General features: G+C 41.7%; 18 protein-coding genes. 6 read left to right on the top strand and 12 right to left on the bottom strand.

The annotated features are described in order from the left end of the window. Positions 1-23: 23 nt before the first annotated feature. From LZP46_RS14420 to LZP46_RS14395, 6 genes are all read right to left on the bottom strand, one after another. The gene (locus LZP46_RS14420) at positions 24-1391 is read right to left on the bottom strand and encodes an MATE family efflux transporter (RefSeq protein ID WP_236094213.1); all 1368 of its coding nucleotides are present in this window, start codon (positions 1389-1391) and stop codon (positions 24-26) included. 114 nt (positions 1392-1505) lie between these two features. After that, on the bottom strand, positions 1506-2660 hold the full coding sequence (locus tag LZP46_RS14415) for a methionine aminotransferase (protein ID WP_236094208.1): 1155 nt from the start codon (positions 2658-2660) through the stop codon (positions 1506-1508). Positions 2661-2818: 158 nt separating this feature from the next. Further along, a complete protein-coding gene (locus LZP46_RS14410) occupies positions 2819-4147 on the bottom strand; it encodes a DUF445 domain-containing protein (RefSeq protein WP_236094207.1) in 1329 nt (442 codons plus the stop codon). 18 nt (positions 4148-4165) lie between these two features. Next, positions 4166-4735, bottom strand: coding sequence for a CC0125/CC1285 family lipoprotein (locus LZP46_RS14405; RefSeq protein ID WP_236094206.1), 570 nt, complete (start codon positions 4733-4735; stop codon positions 4166-4168). A 45-nt stretch (positions 4736-4780) separates the two neighbouring features. Next, positions 4781-5320, bottom strand: coding sequence for a DUF924 family protein (locus tag LZP46_RS14400; RefSeq protein WP_236094205.1), 540 nt, complete (start codon positions 5318-5320; stop codon positions 4781-4783). 91 nt (positions 5321-5411) lie between these two features. Beyond that, positions 5412-6470, bottom strand: a complete 1059-nt coding sequence (locus LZP46_RS14395) for an RNA-guided endonuclease InsQ/TnpB family protein (RefSeq protein ID WP_236094204.1) — start codon at positions 6468-6470, stop codon at positions 5412-5414. 379 nt (positions 6471-6849) lie between these two features. On the opposite strand from LZP46_RS14395, the gene gshA reads away from it, so the two are divergent. Together gshA and LZP46_RS14385 are read left to right on the top strand one after the other, a co-directional pair. After that, entirely contained in the window at positions 6850-8427 is a 1578-nt protein-coding gene (gene gshA / locus LZP46_RS14390; protein ID WP_236094201.1) for a glutamate--cysteine ligase, read from the top strand. Between the two features lie 18 nt (positions 8428-8445). Beyond that, positions 8446-8979, top strand: coding sequence for a disulfide bond formation protein B (locus tag LZP46_RS14385; RefSeq protein ID WP_236094199.1), 534 nt, complete (start codon positions 8446-8448; stop codon positions 8977-8979). Between the two features lie 137 nt (positions 8980-9116). Here LZP46_RS14385 and LZP46_RS14380 read toward each other — a convergent pair whose 3' ends face one another. Further along, complete coding sequence (locus LZP46_RS14380) at positions 9117-10448, bottom strand: GPI inositol-deacylase (protein WP_236094197.1); 1332 nt, start codon at positions 10446-10448, stop codon at positions 9117-9119. A 308-nt stretch (positions 10449-10756) separates the two neighbouring features. Here LZP46_RS14380 and LZP46_RS14375 point away from each other — a divergent pair, with 308 nt between their 5' ends. Both LZP46_RS14375 and parE read left to right on the top strand, forming a co-directional pair. Then, the gene (locus LZP46_RS14375; RefSeq protein ID WP_236095228.1) at positions 10757-11341 is read left to right on the top strand and encodes a YqiA/YcfP family alpha/beta fold hydrolase; all 585 of its coding nucleotides are present in this window, start codon (positions 10757-10759) and stop codon (positions 11339-11341) included. Positions 11342-11355: 14 nt separating this feature from the next. Next, positions 11356-13236, top strand: a complete 1881-nt coding sequence (gene parE, locus LZP46_RS14370; RefSeq protein WP_236094195.1) for a DNA topoisomerase IV subunit B — start codon at positions 11356-11358, stop codon at positions 13234-13236. A gap of 76 nt (positions 13237-13312) precedes the next feature. On the opposite strand, the gene LZP46_RS14365 is transcribed toward parE, so the two are convergent. The 5 genes from LZP46_RS14365 to LZP46_RS14345 all read right to left on the bottom strand — a co-directional run bounded on the left by LZP46_RS14365 (position 13313) and on the right by LZP46_RS14345 (position 17673). Beyond that, the gene (locus LZP46_RS14365) at positions 13313-14014 is read right to left on the bottom strand and encodes a phospholipase D family protein (RefSeq protein WP_004974184.1); all 702 of its coding nucleotides are present in this window, start codon (positions 14012-14014) and stop codon (positions 13313-13315) included. 138 nt (positions 14015-14152) lie between these two features. Then, positions 14153-15568, bottom strand: a complete 1416-nt coding sequence (locus LZP46_RS14360) for an SLC13 family permease (protein WP_236094193.1) — start codon at positions 15566-15568, stop codon at positions 14153-14155. Between the two features lie 176 nt (positions 15569-15744). Continuing rightward, positions 15745-16527 carry a sulfite exporter TauE/SafE family protein gene (locus tag LZP46_RS14355; RefSeq protein WP_236094192.1) on the bottom strand — a complete coding sequence of 261 codons (783 nt, stop codon included), beginning with the start codon at positions 16525-16527 and terminating at the stop codon, positions 15745-15747. Positions 16528-16700: 173 nt separating this feature from the next. Continuing rightward, on the bottom strand, positions 16701-17432 hold the full coding sequence (locus LZP46_RS14350) for an outer membrane protein OmpK (protein WP_236094191.1): 732 nt from the start codon (positions 17430-17432) through the stop codon (positions 16701-16703). Between the two features lie 67 nt (positions 17433-17499). Further along, positions 17500-17673: a hypothetical protein gene (locus LZP46_RS14345; RefSeq protein ID WP_236094190.1), complete on the bottom strand. Its 174-nt coding sequence runs from the start codon at positions 17671-17673 to the stop codon at positions 17500-17502. Between the two features lie 297 nt (positions 17674-17970). Between LZP46_RS14345 and LZP46_RS14340 the strand changes: the two genes are divergently transcribed. After that, complete coding sequence (locus LZP46_RS14340) at positions 17971-18336, top strand: HPF/RaiA family ribosome-associated protein (RefSeq protein WP_004974190.1); 366 nt, start codon at positions 17971-17973, stop codon at positions 18334-18336. A gap of 164 nt (positions 18337-18500) precedes the next feature. Beyond that, on the top strand, positions 18501-19043 hold the full coding sequence (locus LZP46_RS14335; protein WP_236094188.1) for an ankyrin repeat domain-containing protein: 543 nt from the start codon (positions 18501-18503) through the stop codon (positions 19041-19043). The last annotated feature ends 10 nt before the right edge of the window (positions 19044-19053 follow it).

Below are 19053 nucleotides of genomic sequence, written 5' to 3'. Positions count from 1 at the left end.
TTAACTTAGAAATATAAGACCATTCAGACTAAAACCTGAATGGTTTTTTTCTTCCAGACAAATTGATAATACGCACCTTGACCAATGCACAGGCTCACAAATGCCAAGGCATAGGCATACCAAATTCCTTGCAAGCCCCACCACTGACTGAAGAAATAAGCACACGGCACTTCAATTAAAACAATCGCTAAAATATTGATGATCATTGGCACATTGACCGTGCCACTGGCGCGCATAATAGAGGCAAAAATTGCACTGGCACCAAAAAATAAAATGGCCCATAGCACAATAAATAAGAGTTGCTGACCCAGTACCACCACTGCAGGATCGGTAATAAACAGCGCCATCAGATATTTAGAAAATAAATAACCCAAGGTGACTAAAATACCTGTAATTAGCAGATTCATGCCCAAGGCTGTGCGGGTAACTTTAGCCAGTAATTCGGCTTTGCCTGCACCAATGGCTTGTGCTGCAAAAATTGAAGCAGCTATGGCAATCGATAGCGCAGGAAATTGAATATAGTTCAACACCTGATTGACAGCACCATACGCGGCAGTGGCCGCAGCACCATGTCGATTAACCAAACCAACAATCACCAAACCCGCCAGAGAGGTGGTGACCATTTGTAAGCCTGTGGGAATGCCTAAGCGTAAAATCACCTTGCTTAGATTGGGTTGATGCCGAATTTGACGTAGCAGATGCTTATCCATTTTTAGGGGATGGTTCTTTTTATTTAGATAAATCACCAAAAAAATTAAAACAGCCAGATAGCCCAGAATGGTGGCAATTGCAGGGGCAATAATGCCCAAGCGAGGAAAGCCAAAATAACCTGCAATCAGGATGGGGGTAATCACTAAGCCCATTAAACTAGTCAGACTTAGGGCAATGAGTGGTGTAAGGCTATCGCCCACTCCACGTAAAATAGAGGTATAAATAATATACACAAACAGCAGTAGGCTGCCTGCTAACATCCATTGCACATACGGCAGGGATAGATGCATCACTTTAGGGTCTGTGCCCAATAAGATTAAAATTTGTTTGGCAAAAATTACCCCTAAACAGGCAATCAAACTGCCGCCAATCAGGGTCATAAATAAAGTCGAGCCGACAATACAGCGCACTTTTTCGACATTTTGTGCGCCCCAGGCTTGTCCAACCAACACAGCCGAGCCTGCCGAAAGCCCAATCACAAAGGCCATCAGGCAAAAAATAATGGGAAAAAATACCGACACTGCAGCAATCGCTTCCACCCCCAGCATTTGCCCGACAAAAATTGTGTTAATGGTGCCCGAAAGATTTTGCAAAATATTGGTGGCAATCAGTGGCAATAGAAATACCAAAAAGGTTTTCCAAAGCTGAGGGTGATCGACCAGTGCCTGAGGTCTTGCCATGCCAAATCCTGCGCTTCACTATGCGGTTGTTTGAAATTTCACCCTAGCATGATTTGGTCATAAAAAGCCTTAGCTTTTCAGTAACTCAGTGACATTTCAGTAGAGCTTCATCGCTTAAATTGCCGATAAAATTTCACCTGCACGCAACAGGGTTTCAGTTTTTTTAGCAAAGCAGAAGCGGATTAAACGTAAATCATCGGGTGGGGTTTGATAAAATGCAGACACAGGAATACCGACAATGCCGTACTGCTCGGCTAGAAAATGACACATATCTACGGCATTTAAGCCGGGACGGATATTGCTGTAATCTAAATTTTGAAAATAAGTGCCTTGAGCAGGGCTGAATTGAAAACGTGAATTGGCAATCCCTTGATTAAACAAATCACGTTTGTCCTGATAAAACTTTGCCAATTCTGCAATATGTTCAGGATGCTGCTGCATATAATTCGCCAGAGCTACTTGCACAGGGCTAACCCCGCAGAAATTAATAAATTGATAGGCTTGGCGAAAGAGCTGCATTAAGGCAGGTGCAGCCGCACAGTAGCCTGTTTTCCAGCCTGTGACATGAAAAGTTTTACCAAACGAGCCCACGACAAAACTACGTTCCCTAAGCTCAGGAAAAGACAGCGCAGAGCGATGTTGATGCGTATCAAAGACTAAATGTTCATAGACTTCATCGGACAGCACCACAATATTATGTTCCTGAATGACATCAATTAAATGCTGCCAATCTTGCGCTGACCATACTGTACCTGTGGGATTATGTGGCGTGTTGATGATGATCATGCGGGTTTTTGAATGAATGGCATCTTTGACCCTATTCCAGTCCACCTGAAAATGTGGAGCCTGTAGCGGAATATGAATGGCTTTTGCACCCAATAATTTTACACAGGGCGCATAACTGTCATAACTTGGATCAAAAAGAATGACTTCATCGCCTGCCTGCAGCACGGTTTGCATGATGCTAAAAATAGCCAGTGTTGCCCCAGGTGTGATGGTAATTTCACTGATCGGGTCAAGTGTTAGCTGATCACGCTGTAAAAACTGCTGTGCCAGTTGTTCACGTAACGGCAAGTAACCATCGCCCGAAGGATATTGATTGAAGCCTGCGTGTGTGGCTTGGCTTAAAGCATCTAGTAATGCTGCAGGTGGGGGAAAATCAGGAAAACCCTGCGATAAATTTAAGGCATTTAGTTGTTGTGCCAAGTTAGACATGGTACTAAAAATACTCAGACCTTGAGCAGGCAGTTTCGCGTGAATATCGAGCATAGTGAGGTTCTAGTGGTGGCAGCAGCTTATTTTACATCGTAGCTTTTTCAGGCGTGAATGCAAATGGGGTAAAGGGTGATGATGTAGCTTGAGTAGATCATTCGGGGCGTTATTTTTGATTTAATACCTCAAGATCGTCTTATCAAAAAAATTTCATTTTAAATCAACTCCACCAATGCCCGAATAATCCCCAATCCCAAACCAATAAATGCACCTACGACCACACCATTGACCCGAATCATGTGTAAATCACCACCGACTTCGTTTTCAATTTTACCAATCATTTCGCGCGAGTCCCATTCGTGAATACGCTCACTAATAAAACGAATCACTTTTTCACTATATTGATCAGACAAATTCACCGCAATCGTACTCATTTTTTCATTCAGTAACTGACGTACTGCGGTATTGGCAATAATATTTTCACCGACTTGCTGAATGGCAACACGCAGGTTTTGGGCAATTCCTGAATCAGGTTTTTGTAAATCTTCCTTAATCGCATTACACAGAATGACCACGGCACCACTGATAAAATTCAAGACTTGTGGGCTGTCTAACAGGGCATTTTTAGTATCATTTAGGCGCAGACTGGCACTGCTGTTGTTATCTGCTAGTTGTAACATGAGTTGCTGCCCAGCCTCTTCAATTTTTTGTCGCCAAGGATGTTCAGGGTCTGCCAACATGGATTCGACCCGTTGCAGTAAAGAATCTATAGTGCGTTGCTGCACATCAATTCCAATCCAGCTCGCACCTTTGGCCAGTTTCCACACGCCAAGTTCTTTAAACAATTGACGGGTCAATTCACGGCTTTTTTCAGGATGTTTCAGCATCCAGTCATGGGCAAGGTCTAAACCGCGTTGCAGCACATCCTGATGGAAGTCATTTTCCAAAACTGCACGCAGCATTTCACTGGCCAAGTGGTTGACCTGTGTTTTGCGAACCCATTGCACACTGTTGCTTTGAATAAAGCGGCCAATTTGTTCTTGCCCGACAAATTCAAAAATTTTCGGTACAGTCTGCTGAATGACTTGGGTCACTTGCGCATTATTTTGCTGATTCGCCAGCCATTTGCCCACAGCTAAAGATAAGTCAGTGCTGTGCAGGCTTTTTTGTACCACGTGTGGCGATAAAAAGTTTTCCTGCACAAAACGCCCCATCGACTCGGCAATACGGTCTTTGTTGCGTGGAATAATTTCGGTGTGATCACGCAAGAATTTAGGAATTGGCATTTTGCCAAAAGGATTGCGAAACAGCACCGTAATAGCATACCAATCTGCCAGACCACCCACCACACCTGCTTCGGCAGACAGCATGAGTATGTGAATTAACCAGGTGTATTCTGGCAGTAATTTTGCAGTCAGCATTAATGCTAGCCATGCCACCACGGCAATCACTAAAGCAATGGTGGCAAAGCGTTTACTGCGTTGCAGACTCGGAGAAGTACGCTGCGAGCTGCTCGCTAAAGTGTGGTCAGACGCTGTATTCATGCAGGCATCCTTATTTCATTAGGGCGCGGCAGGGGCAGAGGTTGGTGGGGGTAATGGTTGTCCTGTTGCACTTAAACCATATTTTGCCCCCAGTGATTGTAAAATCAGGCTCGCATCAAAAGCATCTTCCGGTGCAGATTTTTGATCTTTAAAACATTGAATGGTGTAAGACACTTGAGTTGGGTCGAGGGTGACCACTTGTGGCATGTCATAGAATGGGTCAGGCCAGAAGGGTGCGCGACGATGATAATAGCCATACGGATAATAAGGATAATAACTTGGTGCAGGATAGACCACGGCCTGTCTAGGTGGTTTCTGGCTACGGTTACTTGGGTCATCTAGAACTTTAAACAAGCGAAAACCATGTTGCAGTGTGGTTTGTGCTGCTTTCACCAAAGTAATTTCTTCTGCGGTGCCAAAACTCATGTTATGACCCGCTAAAAAACTAATCCGATAGGTCTGCACATTCAGTGGTGTGGTGCTGAATTGCCCCAACTGTTCAAAGCTGAGTGGTTTAGAGGGTGTCGTGGCACAGCCTGTAAACAGCAAACTGCTGGCAAGGGCAAGACCGAGTAGGAAATATTTCATGTGAAAGCTCCTGTACACATCAACCAGCCAAGACAAACTCGCCAGTTAAAAACTGCTATTGGGTTGGGTTAAAAACTCAAGTTCTTCTGCGCTAGATGTACGTCTTAACACCTGATTCCGATGCGGATAACGTCCAAAACGGTCAATAATTACTTTATGTTTCAATTCATAGTCCAACACGGTGGGGTCATTCAAACTTTCAAATAACGTCAATGCGACTTCGTGAATACGTTTGGATTCACTGTGCATAAATGGCATATATAAAAAACGACGTTCGGTTAGGTTTAAGTCCTGATCCAATTTTAAGTGAATCATTTCCTGTGCCAATACCAAGGCCATTCCATCTTGGGCAAAAGCACGCGGGTCATTGCGGTATAAATTACGTGACAATTGATCTAAAACAATGATTTCAGCCAAACGACCTGCAGGTGTTTCGCGCCATGTCCATAATTCTCCTTGTGCCGCTTGTTGCAGTACATCGGTAAATTTTTCTGCGAGCAGGGCATCAAATTCTGCGCTTTTGACAAACCAGTTCGGTTCTGCAACAGGAGAAAACCAAAAATTTAAAAAATCTTGATAATTCATACGCTTTATTATTTACCTCTGTTCTTTTGATTATAAAATCACAAATTGAGCATGTCTTATAGTGCAACTTTGTGTTGACATCCTCCCCGACCTAAAGGACGGAGATTCCTACTGCTAGACGCTCATGTCCGAGCGCAAGAATATTCAGTGCGGAATTTACATCCCGATCATGGAGCGTACCGCACTCCACACACTGCCACTCTCTTATTCCAAGTCCTGCTCTACCTTTCGGACTACTGGAGCGTGAGCCACAGCACGAACAGATTTGGGTGGTATAGGCTTCATTGACTTCTTCATAACATACCCCTGCGTTCTCGCATTTATACTTGAGCATGGTTCTTAGTGTTGTCCAACTGGCATCTAGCACTGATTTAGCCAATCTGGTTTGTGCTAATGCTTTGGCATTCACATTGCCAACGAAGATGGCTGCATGTTCATTAACCAATTTTCGGCTGAATTGATGCAGCATGTTTTGTCTTACATTTTTAATCTTGGCATGGATGGCTTTGACACGTTTCTTATTTTTTGCACGTTGAGCAATACCAAGTTTTTGTTCATATTGCCGATAGATTTGAGGTGCTTTAAGTTTTACGCCATCTGAACAAGTCGCTAAATCTTTTAAACCTAAATCTATGCCAATTGAGGTTTTAGCGTTGTTTTTTTCTATTTTGACTGCATCAACTACAAGACAAACATACCAACGTCCACGACTATCTTCTACGAATGTGCCTGTTTTGATATTGTATTGACTTAATCCGTAACTATCCCATAGTTTAAATTGATGCTTGCCATATTGAACATAGCCATCAGCATATTTGATTGCAACCTTTTTAAACGGTATCCAACCCAGTGAACGTCTAGCTGATTTTTTATTACTGACACGCCATTTTAGTTTTGCTTTTTTGAACTGCTTGCGTCTTGTGACCAATTCTTCTGTCACTGCCTGAATAGTTTGACTGTGCAAGTTGCATTCTTTCGATGTGCCTTTCGTGTATTTTGCAATGTCGTATGCTGAAAAGAATTGTTGTTTTCTTTGAAGATGTTTAAAACACAAATCATTGACATAATTCCAGACAAAATTTACTTCGGATGCTAACTGATATAGCACCTTACAATGTTTGTCTTTTATGCGTAATTTGAGTGTCTTCATCCAATTATTTTAACAATATTTTTCTTAATAATGACTATAGTACAAGTATTTAAAACGACATTTCGTGTCGTTCATATGGTTTACTCCAGTCGCTTATATCCTCGTGCTGAACCACGAGGTTTTACGCTCCAGTGGATAAAAAATTGCCAAATTAAAATTTATTGACGTTGACCACTTTATAAAATGTCAGCATGCCCCAAAATCATCATTTTGTTAGAAAAAAACAGCCCAAGCGCATGTGCTGATGCAAATCAAGTTATACTTGAACGGTAGTAATTTCATCTCAGATCATGTGTATGATTGAGAAAATTGCCACCGACCCAAAATCAGCCTGTGGTTTATGTGGTATTTGTAGTGTATTGGATTAAGCGAGAGTGTAATGAGTGAACCCGAACCAAATGCGCAAGATGTTCTACCAACATGGGTAGATGCTGCGTTGCTTCAAGGGATGTTGCGCGGGATTGAACGCGAAAGTCTGCGTATGCAAAGCGATGGCTTCTTGTCGCAGCAAGCACATCCTCAAGCCTTAGGTTCGGCACTCACACATCCACACATTACCACAGACTATTCTGAAGCGCTGATGGAGTTCATTACTCCACCGCAAAGCAGCATTCAACACGCGCTTGATTATTTGCGTGATATTCATAGCGTGGTGCATCAACACTTGGGCGAAGGTGAAAAGCTTTGGCCGCTGTCCATGCCGTGTATGCTCGATGAAACTGATGACAATATCCCACTGGCGCAATATGGCAGCTCCAATATTGGGCGCTTTAAAACCTTGTATCGTCGTGGTTTGGGGGTGCGCTATGGTCGCCGTATGCAGACCATTTCAGGGGTTCATTATAATTTATCCTTCCCTGAGCATTTATTTGCCGCCTTGCAACACCATGAAAGCGATGAGCAGCTCAAAGCACTGAGTTTGCAAGATTATCGCAGTCATCGTTATTTAGGTTTAATTCGTAATTTTATTCGTTTAACGCCATTGGTAATGTTTTTAGTCGGTGCGAGTCCATCGGTCTGTAAGTGTTTTATGACAGGGCGTGAGCATCATTTATTGCCGTTGTTACGAGGCACGTTGTATTTGCCGTATGCGACTGCGCTGCGTATGGGTAACTTTGGCTATCAAAACTCGGCGCAGAAAAAACTTGGTATTCATTACAATGACTTAACAGGTTATTTGGATGGTTTGCAAAAAGCTGTAAAAACCCCGTACTTGCCATTTAGCCGCTTAGGTTTAGATGATGCCACGGGTGAACCAATTCAAATTAATGACCATGTGCTGCAAATTGAAAATGAGTACTACAGTTTGGTGCGACCAAAACAAGTACCACAAGAAGGTGAAACCCCATCTCAAGCTCTTGCCAATCGGGGTATTGGTTATGTCGAATTACGTGCGGTAGATGTCAATCCGTACAGCCCAATTGGGATAGATGAAGATACGGCAGGCTTTTTGGAAGTCTTGGCATTGTATTGTTTATTGCAAGACAGCCCTGCCTTGTTAGATGCAGAACAAAGCATTATCGAAAAAAATCAGGCTGAAGTGGTCAATCGTGGGCGTGCGCCAAATGCGCAAATTCAAGAGGGTGATGTAAAAACCCCAGTTCAAGCGTGGGGACAGCAGCATGTCACCGCGATGCAACCTTTGGCTGCTTTACTTGATCAATGTTATGCGACGCAGCTATATTCTCAAGCTTTAGAGCGCATGATGGTACGTTTGCATGAAGACGATGAAACCCTGTCGGCACACATGATTGCCGATACTATTCAACATGGCGGTACCTGGGGCTTTGGCAGTTATATGGCGCAGCAACATGCACATGCCTATGAGCAACATACTATTCGTCCTGAAACACAAACATATTTTGATGAAATTGCAGTGCAATCTATTCAGCAACAAAAACAACTTGAACAAGCACAGGGTCTGAGTTTTGCAGACTATGTCGCACAATATAGATAACAACTCAGAGATTTAAACATGCAATTGAGTTATCGTCTGCTAAGTGGTGTTTTATTTTTAGCCAGTGTCATTGGGATGACATTTGCATTGTATTTAGAGCATGTGCAAGGTTTAGCGCCGTGTCCACTGTGCGTTTTTCAGCGGGTGGGCTTAATTGCATTGGGCTTGGTTTCACTGATTGCCTTTGTGCATAATCCTAAATCTAACGTAGTTAAGCGTATTTATGCGCTGCTCGGCAGTATTGGAATTTTGTGGTCAGTGGGTGTGGCAGCACGGCATGTGTGGCTGCAAAACTTACCGCCCGATCAAGTGCCAAGCTGCGGTCCAGGGCTAGATTATTTGGTAGATGCCTTACCCATGAAAGCCGTATTGCAACAAGTACTGTCGGGTTCAGGTGAATGTGCTGTGATTGACTGGATGTTCTTGGGGCAGTCTTTACCTGTGTGGTCATTGCTGTTCTTTAGCGTGTTGGCGCTCATCAGTTTATGGCAATTGCTGCGTAACTATCCTTTTGTGGCATCGGCTACATTTGGCAAAGTGAAGAAGAAATAACTTCGGCCTACTTGCGCACTAAATTGATAAAAATGCGTCATCCATAAAATTGCGATGGCGCATTTTTTTTGTGTATCTGTTGATAATCTATCTACCAATCATCGTGTTGTAGGGTATTTTGAACTGCTTGGACTGTGTTAGGTGAGCGCAATGCCTTCTAAACTTGACCAATCGCCAATAAATTCATGAATTTGCTGCTCTGGTACTTCTTCATGCGCAGGATAAAACCATTTCACCAATTGCTCTGCCACACTTGGATGATATTGTAACTGAAAGTGGTTCAGACCATAGAACACAGCTTTGTGCGATTCAGGCAGTTTTAATTGAAAACGTGGGTTAGGATGTTCTCCCAAAGCACTTTTTATACTGACCAAATAATCGCCAATGATTTTGCGGGTCAGGTTCTGCTTTTTCTCAAACTCAATGCTGCCTGCCACGAAATAAGCATTAATATGGGTCGGCAAAGGCGCAGGTTTGCGGTTGTCATCTACCTGTCCAATTCGTGCTTGATTGTGTTCCCAGTCATCATCTCGCACACTGCCATAGCGCAAATCTAAAATACCGTTGCTGCGAATATTGACCAAATGCCCGACAATTTTCACAATGGGAAAGCGACCTAATTTTTCCTGTAAATGGAAACCAAAACGCTCTAAAACTGCCCCATGATGTGGTGAGCCCAAACAAACCAGATTTTCAACCAAGTGAATCCAGTGCTGTAAATTTTGCTTGCCGTAAAATAGCGCACTGCGCGATACCAAACCACCCATGCTGTGCCCAATTAAATCAATACTGGTAATTTTAGGATGGCGCTGAATTAAATCATCTAAGGTATTGGCAAGGCTGCGACCATTGGCAGAAATGCGACGTCCTGTATTGTAATTCAGATATAGCATGGTGTTATGGTCACGTTGAGCCAGTAATTTTTCACCAAAGCCACCAAATTGATGTGTAGTCCAATCGAGGTGATTACGGCATAAACCGTGCACAAAAATTACCACACGCCCAGACAAATCGCCTTGTTGAACTTCGCCATAATGGTCATAGAGCACCATAGGTAAGGCGAGCGGATTTTGCTGTTCGAGTAGATAATCTCCCAGTATGCCATTCAGTACACCCACTAAAAAATGTAGGTTTGGTGTAAGTGCCTTGTCATGTAAGTTGGGAAATTGCGCAATAATTTTACGTAAACCAGGCGCAACAAAATGATAGCCATACTGTTGTAAGCTGTGGAATGCAAACTTATACAACTTTTGAAAAGTCGCAGTTTTTTGAAACTTTTGAGAGCGTTGTTCGCTCATGCCAAATACACTGAGCAAAACTTCACGCTGAATGGTTTGAATCACTTCGCTCATCACTGCATTCAGGCGCGTGCTGACCAACTGCGCCAAGCCTTCTAAGATATCGGCCTGACTTGGAGGTGTACGGTCCCATCTACAATAGGTTTCATGGAGCGGTGTTAAACTTGGCATACTGTGTTGCCCCTTGTGTTCCCATATACCGAACGCTTTATTTTTACTTGGGTTCGCGGTATAAACTCAAGGGTCTGCTGGCATTTCATGAATTTACAGGATTGCAAATTTTTAGCTGAATTGTCACCAAACCCGATACTTCTATTTTATCGTGTTCATCTTAAACTACTTGTAAAATACCGATGACTGCTAAGATGTTTGCATCTTTTTGTCTAACAATTGCATTTTTCCATGAAAATTAAATTAAAAACGCAAAATAAGTGCTGTATCAGCCAAAAAATGAATGGTGTTGCTCAGAAATGTCACGCATGAATTTAATTTATTTACATGGTTTTCAAAGTAGTCCCTTGTCCATGAAAGGGCAGCTATTGCATGCTTATGTACAGCAGCATCGCCCTGATATTCAAATGCACTTGCCCGATTTAAATGCCCCACCTTTAGCGGTCTTAGCAAACGTTTCGGGATTGATTCAAAGTTTGACCAACGTGGCGTTGGTGGGCAGCAGTCTAGGCGGCTTTTATGCGACACAACTGGTCGCACAGCATCATGTACCTGCTGTTGTGATTAACCCTGCTATGCGACCATGGCAATTGTTTCAGGACTTGTTTGGCGATGTGTTGCCATACGTGGTACATCCGAACTGGAGCTTAACTGCAGCGCAATTGGATGACTTAGCAGACATTGCGTTGCCAGTTGCGCAAGATGCAGACAAAATATTGGTGTTATTGCAACAAGGCGATGAAGTTTTGGATTATCGTGAAGCGCAGCGTTATTATAGTGCTGCCTCGCCTTCGGCCATGATCATGACTGAAGCACACGGCAATCATGCCATGGATGATTTTGCAGACAAAATTCCGATGTTACTGCAATTTTTATCGGATTCCCTAGCTTAAGGAAACAGTACAACGTGTCTCAATATACCGCTCAATCTCTTGAAGTTTTATCTGGTTTAGATCCAGTACGTCGTCGCCCGGGCATGTATACCGACACCACACGTCCGAACCATTTGGCGCAAGAAGTTATTGATAATGCGGTGGATGAAGCACTTGCAGGGCATGCCAATAAAATTACCGTAAAAGTCTATAAAGATGGCTCTTTGTCGGTAGAAGACAATGGCCGTGGTATGCCTGTCGATATTCACCCAGAATACGGGCAAAGCGGGATTGAAATTATTCTGACCAAGCTGCATGCAGGCGGTAAGTTCAGCACCGACAACTACCAATTTTCGGGTGGTTTGCACGGGGTCGGTATTTCTGTAGTGAATGCCTTGTCCAGTCGGGTTGAAGTGACCGTACAGCGTCAGGGCAACCTGTATAAAATGGCTTTTGATCAGGGCGAAGCCGCTGCACCTTTAGAAGTCTTGGAAGGCAAAGCGCCAAAACGTGCTTCGGGTACGTTGGTACATTTCTGGCCTGAAGCTAAATATTTTGATTCACCTAAATTTGCGCTAAAAGCCTTAAAGCACAATTTAAAAGCCAAAGCGGTACTGGCTGCAGGTTTAGAAATTCATTACATTGATGAAATTAACGATGAAGAAATTGTCTGGCAGTTTGAAAATGGTCTAGTCGACTATTTGATGGATGAGCTGGAAGATCGTGAGATTGTACCTGCTCCTGCTTTTGTGGCGACAGGTGAGGCAGAACGTGCCAGTGCCGAATTTGCAATTTGTTGGAATGTAGAAGGCGGCGAGCAAATTCAGGAAAGTTATGTCAACTTGATTCCGACTGCGCAAGGCGGTACGCATGTCAATGGTCTGCGTTCTGGTGTGACCGATGCTTTACGCGAGTTTTGTGAATTACGCAATTTATTGCCACGTAATTTAAAACTGTCTGCCGAAGATGTTTGGGATGGGGTCAACTACATTTTATCGTTAAAGTTCCAAGAACCGCAGTTTTCAGGGCAAACCAAAGAGCGTTTATCGAGCCGTGAAGCAGCAAGTATTATGCAGAATATCGCCAAAGATGCCTTTGCCTTGTGGTTGAACCAAAACTCTGACATTGCCATGCAACTGGCGGAAATGGCTATTTCCAAAGCAGGTCGTCGTTTAAAAGCGGCGAAAAAAGTAGAACGTAAAAAAATTGTTTCAGGCCCAGCCTTACCAGGTAAACTGGCCGACTGCGTGGGGCAAACCCGTGAAGAATCGGAACTATTTATTGTAGAAGGTGATTCTGCAGGGGGGTCTGCCAAACAAGCGCGCGATAAAAACTTTCAGGCGATCATGCCAATTCGCGGAAAAATTTTAAATACGTGGGAAGTATCTTCGGACGAGGTTTTGGCTTCACAGGAAGTACACGATATTGCAATTGCGATTGGGGTTGACCCGGGCAGTGATGACTTGTCTGAATTACGTTACGGGAAGATTTGTATTTTGGCCGATGCCGACTCGGATGGTTTACACATTGCTACCTTGCTGTGTGCTTTATTCGTGAAACATTTCCCAAGCTTGGTGGAAGATGGGCATTTATACGTCGCCATGCCGCCATTATTCCGTATTGATGACGGTAAAGATGTGCATTATGCGCTAGATGAAGATGAGTTGGAAAATACGCTTAAAAAAGCCAAAACCAAAAATCCGCAAATTACCCGATTTAAAGGTTTGGGTGAAATGAATGCCAGTCAACTACGCGAAACCACAATGGATCCAAATACACGCCGTTTGGTGCAACTCGATTTAGATGACAGTCATTTTACTGCAGGTTTATTAGATAAATTGCTGGCTAAAAAACGCTCTGCAGACCGTAAAGTATGGTTAGAGCAGAAAGGTAATTTAGCCGATTTAGCGGTTTAAGCTGATTTAATTTAGAAAAAGCATCCATTATTTCAAAAAAGTAATGGATGCTTTTTATTGTAATTTTGATTGGTGTTTATAATTCAATATTTTCAGGCCATAAAAAATATCCACCATATTGACTGGTTTTAAATTCTGCACCTACGTCTTTGCCTTGTTGAGTGAGTATGTGCTTTCCAGCATCATTGATATTTAATAAGCCTTTTTCGGTAAAATGAGCCAACAATTCATTGGTTTTCATTTTATGTTTTGCTGCAAGTTTAGATGATGTTAATTTACCAACATTATTGTCATTGGTTTCTTCAACAGATTCATTGGTTGGTTCGGCTTTCACTTCATCTAAACTAATTCTAACTTCATCACTAATACGAATAATACGTTGTGCTTCTTCATAAGCATCTTTAAAGACATCTTGATCTTCATATTTGCGAATCAAAATGCCCATTTCGTTATTATTAATTTGGCTAAATTCATAAAGATTTAGACTAGAAATAATACATTCAGATTCATTGAGATAGCATTTAGCATGTAAGTTTTTACAAAAACTGAGCCGAACAAAATCAAGTTTTTGCATCCATTTTATTTCATCAGGATGTAAATCACTTTTTCCATAAACGATTCGAATATCAATTTTGAGTCGATCTTTATCTTCAAGTAACTCTTTAATACGGTCATTTAAACGTAAATATGGGCTAATTAAAATTAACCTTTCTTTGGCATTTTTTATCAGTTCTTCTAAGAAAAAATTGGTCGCGCTCGTATTTAAAAACTTAGCCATTTAACCCTCCTCATTGTGTCTAAATTATTATGTCCTGAGTATAGCGAATTTATTTAGGTAATGATTTGATGATTAAAAATATTATAAAATTAAGGTGAAAAAAATGGAGCATCTTGTGCTCCATTTTTTTATTGATCCTTAACTAAAGAACCAATATACGAATAATGAAATAATAAATACGCACATGACGTTCAAGACCATGCCCACACTCATCATTTCACTTTGTTTAATTTGACCAGTACCAAATACAATCGCATTTGGTGGCGTTGCCACAGGTAACATAAAGGCACACGATGCCCCAATACCAATAATTACCACTAAAATTTCTTTTGGAATACCCATTTGGTCTGCAATTGCAGCAAATACAGGGACCAATAATGCAGCAGACGCCGTATTACTGGTAAATTCAGTTAAGAAAATAATGAAGATGGTCACCGCAAAAATCACCACCAATGGAGAGGTATCCCCAAAGGTATTGGCAAGGGTTTGACCCAATACCAAAGATGCACCTGAATCTTTTAAGATTGCACTGAGGGTTAAACCACCACCAAACAGTAATAACACGCCCCAATCGGTATTTTCAGATACTTGCTTCCATGATGCAGTACCTAGCATGACCACCAAACATGCAGCAGCTAATGCAGTCCATGTATCGGGTTGGCTAATACCAAAGGTATCGCTAAGTTTTTTACCAAAAATCCACGCCACGGCAGTACATGCGAATAAAATCATCGTTGCAATACGGGTTTTGGTCCAAGGAATGACTTCAGTTTCAAAATGAATTTTCTGGTTTAAATTTGGACGCAATACCAAGTATAAGCTGACCAACATCGCTGGTAGTAAAATCAGCATCATTGGTAAACCAATTTTCATCCAGTCAGCAAAGTCATAGTCTAATGCTTTGGCTGCAATGGCGTTTGGCGGCGAACCGACCAAAGTACCCAAACCACCTAAACTGGCAGAGTAGGCAATCCCCAATAAAATGAAAACGAAGGTTTTACGCTCTTTGGTGGCATCAAGGTGTGACAATAAACCCAGTGCCAGTGGTAGCATCATTGCCGCGGTGGCTGTGTTGGAAATCCACATTGACAGCGCAGCAGTGACCGCAAAAATAGATAAAACCGAAATCCCCAAGTGACCGCCCGACATGGAAATAATCCACATTGCAATTTTACGATCCAGTTTCTGAATGTGCAGTGCAGTCGCTAAAGCAAAACCACCAAAGAACAGGAAAATAACAGGATCGGCAAAAGTTGCCAATGCTTGCTTGGTTGAAATTGGTACAAGTTCTTTGCTGGCATTTTCAAGTGGCATACCTAAAGCCACAGCAAGCACAGGTACTAACAGTGCTGTAATGGTAATGTGTACAGCTTCGGTGAGCCATAATATACCAATAAAAAGCAACAGACTTAGACCCTTATTTGCATTTTCATCATAGGGCAAGACATTATACAAACCGAAAGAGAGCAGGGTCGCAAGAATAACAATGGCCCAGGTCTTGATCAGTTCTTTTCGCTTAATATTGGCTGGCACTTCTATATGGTTATTTTCCATAGAAGTTCACTCCGTCAAAAAGGAATTAAAAGAAAAGAGGGAAGATTGGTCGATGCAAACGACCGAAGCAGTCTGAATAGACTGTCTTTTAAGCTAGCTTTAATTATAGGTTTAAAAATTTATTTAAGCAAAAAAAATCTAAATAATTTTCCATTTGTTATGTACATTATAATGATTTATACCATCAATGCAGGCTGTTTTAAAATGATGGATAATCCTTGAGCAATTGCGTAAATAGCCATAAGACCCAGTAAAGTAAATACAATCTGCTTAAATACAGTCTGAGAAATATTTTTACGAATCTGACTGCCCACATAAACCATTGCCACAGAAATTAGGCAAATCAGGGCTAAAACTTGTAATTGTATGTGATTAAACTGTTGAATGACTGGAAATAAAACTGCCAGTTGAATGAGTTTGGAAATAATAAAATTTAAGTTACTAATCACTACAATATCAGTTTTGCTGTGTTGGGTGCTGAGCAAATACATCATCAGAAATGGTGCCATGGCATTCGTTGCACCACCAATCACGCCTGCTAGAAAACCAAAAATCAGCATATTTTTCAGTGAGGCAGAAATTTGCAAAGGACGTTGTCGAAATTGATCGGCCACGTACAATAAAATTAGTACGCCCATTGCCAATTTTAAATAGCCTTCATTTAGAATCAGCAGCAAACTGACGCCCAAATAGCTGCCAATCAGCGCACTGAAGATTAAGCCCCAATATTTTTTGCAGTAGCCATATAAACTGCTCAATAAAGATTGTGTGGCATCGCCCCGCAGCATGTAGATATTGAGAAGCAAACAGGGAATAAGGACTAAGGCAACCGCAGTACTGAGTGGATACAGCATCGCTACTGCTGCGGTGCTGAGCATAGGAAAGCCAAAACCACTCATGCCATGCAAAATTGCAGCAATCGCACAAAACATCAGAATAATGAAATCGGTTTTTTGCATGCTGGGCTTCACATTGCTTTTTATTTGAAATTTAACTCAATGTAGCGGAGTTTTGAGTAAAGTACAAATGAGTCGCATGCTAATTTTATACGCAAATATCAATAGAAAAATTTTAACGACCAATAAAAAAGCAAGACTGAAGTCTTGCTTTTTTGAATAGCGATGAAACTGGCTTAGAAGTGGTATTTGACCAATGCGCTAACATCGTGTTCGTCTAAACCTTTAATTCCGAACTTGTTGTTCCAAACAGAGTGTTCGATACCCACGTATAATTTAGTTTTAGGTGAAATGTGTTTGCCCACATTCCATTTATATTGAGAAGTCCAGTTCAATTCGCTGGAATGGTCATTTTTTTCAGCCGTAGACCAGTCTAGGAAAGCATCGGCCAAGAACTCTTCTGAACCAATTTTAAATGGAACAGCATAATTGATGGTCATTTGATAATCATCTTCTTGGTCATCATTTTCTGCTTTATAGAAGTTGATGTTTGCATATTGGGTATATGGAATGTCTAAAGCAAATCCAATACCGTACAGGTAGTTGTTAAAGCCTTCACCACCTTCCCAAGTCGTTGCAATCAAAACGTCTTTAATTGGGCCGACTGCCAGTTTTTGGCCTGAAACAGCACCCAAGCTTAAACGTGGTGCAACTTCAAAATAAGTTTCGTTGCCACTTAGATCATTATTGGTACGGTCAGCAAAGGCAAAAAAATCACCGTATTTCAATCCAGCAGCATATTCAGCAGTAATAGTGGTTTGCTCTAAATCATCAACCATGCCAACAGGATGAGCATAATTCTCACCATATAAACCTGTAATGCTAAAATCTTGCCAAACTGGCGCAGCTTGCGTAAAAGTTGCAGCAGTGGAGAGAGCGCATAGCGCAGCAATGTGTGTAAATTTCATAAAATAAGCCCCCAAGAAAAGCGTTTCAAGGATACAGATTCTTAAGCAAAAATAAAGCAAAATTCGATTATTGACGGGTCATTTCTTGGTATTTTTTGCCAATTCTAAAAGCGCTGCATTTTTTGCAGGATTTAAAACCAATGGTAAAAATAATGTCTAGCTTTTTGCATGCCATGCTAAGCCCCTTAAAAGCATCAAGTTTCTGTGTTGAAAAACCAATCACATCTGCTTGAACAGTCAAATTGGTTGCTTATTGAACATCTGAGCGAAAACTTGTCCTAAAAGGGTTATTCTTTTGCTGCTTTTGTATAAATATCGCTTGCATATTTTTCAGATAGGCCCGATATTCAAGGTATAGGGACACGGTTCTGCAGAATTAAAAGTATTCATCATTCACGTAGGAGGAAGTGATTCCAAATTCAGTGGAAGATGTACTTTATGCTGTAAAAACAGCATATTATAAACAAGCCAATACGTATGTATTTAAGATTTTTGGCACAACAAGATTCAGAAATAACGAACGCAAGAGGATGAAATTATGAACATTGAAATCCGTACCGATAAAAACATTCAAAACAGTGATCGATTAATTAGTTACGTTCGTGAAGAACTGAATAATGAATTCCAACGCCACAGTGAGCGTATTACCCATTTTTCAGTGCATTTTAGTGATGAAAATGGTGAAAAAGGCGGTGATGACGACATTCGTTGTATGATTGAAGCACGTCCAGCAGGTTTAAAACCAGTGGTTGTGAATCATCGTGGTCATAATATTGACACAGCCATTCATGGTGCGATTGACCGTTTAAAACGCAGCCTCGAACATGCGTTTGAGAAAAATGAGAATCCTCGTGGTGCTCGCCCAGAATTTGTAGATACAGATGTTGGTGGCGACGACGAATAAGGATCAGACAGATTCCAAGAGCCTCGCAAATTTTGCGGGGCTTTTTTGTGTTTGCATGCAGCCAATGCACTAAATTCACCATTTCCTGACATTTATCTCATACAAATGTCGCTTTATTGGGCATAATAGTTCTAAATTAAACATTGAATAAGAGAGCTCTCTGCATGTTAACTGCGCAACAACAAGTCTTGGTGCAAGCAATAGAAGAATTAGACCTTGCCCAAGTGCAACGCCTATTGGCAGACGGTTTAGACCCTAACTTTATGGATGCCGAAAAAGGCCCTGTGATTTCAGTTTGGTCAGATGGTTTATTTCAATGGTGGGAAAAAGTCTGTGAAGCATACGAAGCGGGTCAACCACTCACAGAGCAGCAAAAACAGCAAGATTTACAAGTGCATTTAGATATCTTAGATGCCTTGATTCAAGCTAAAGTGAATTTGCGTTTATGGGATGCCGAAGAAATTTATGGCCCGTTATGGGATGCGGCTTCTGCAGCGTGTGTTCCTGCTGTACAGCGTTTGTTGGATGAAAAAGTCGATCCGAACAGCAAAGATGAAGATGGTTTAACTATTCTATCTTCAATTAGTGATTTATTGTTTGATTGTGATTTTGACGAAATTCAGTGGTCGGATGCTTTGCCAGAAGAACAACAGACTTTAGAATTGTTGCGTCGTTATGGCGCAAAAATGAGCAAAGAATTGGCCTAAGAGCAGAGAT

Origin of the sequence: Acinetobacter sp. SCLZS86, from assembly GCF_021560715.1 — a bacterium.
GTDB classification, from domain to species: Bacteria; Pseudomonadota; Gammaproteobacteria; order Pseudomonadales; family Moraxellaceae; genus Acinetobacter; species Acinetobacter towneri_A.
This window is presented reverse-complemented; position numbering and strand designations above follow the sequence as displayed.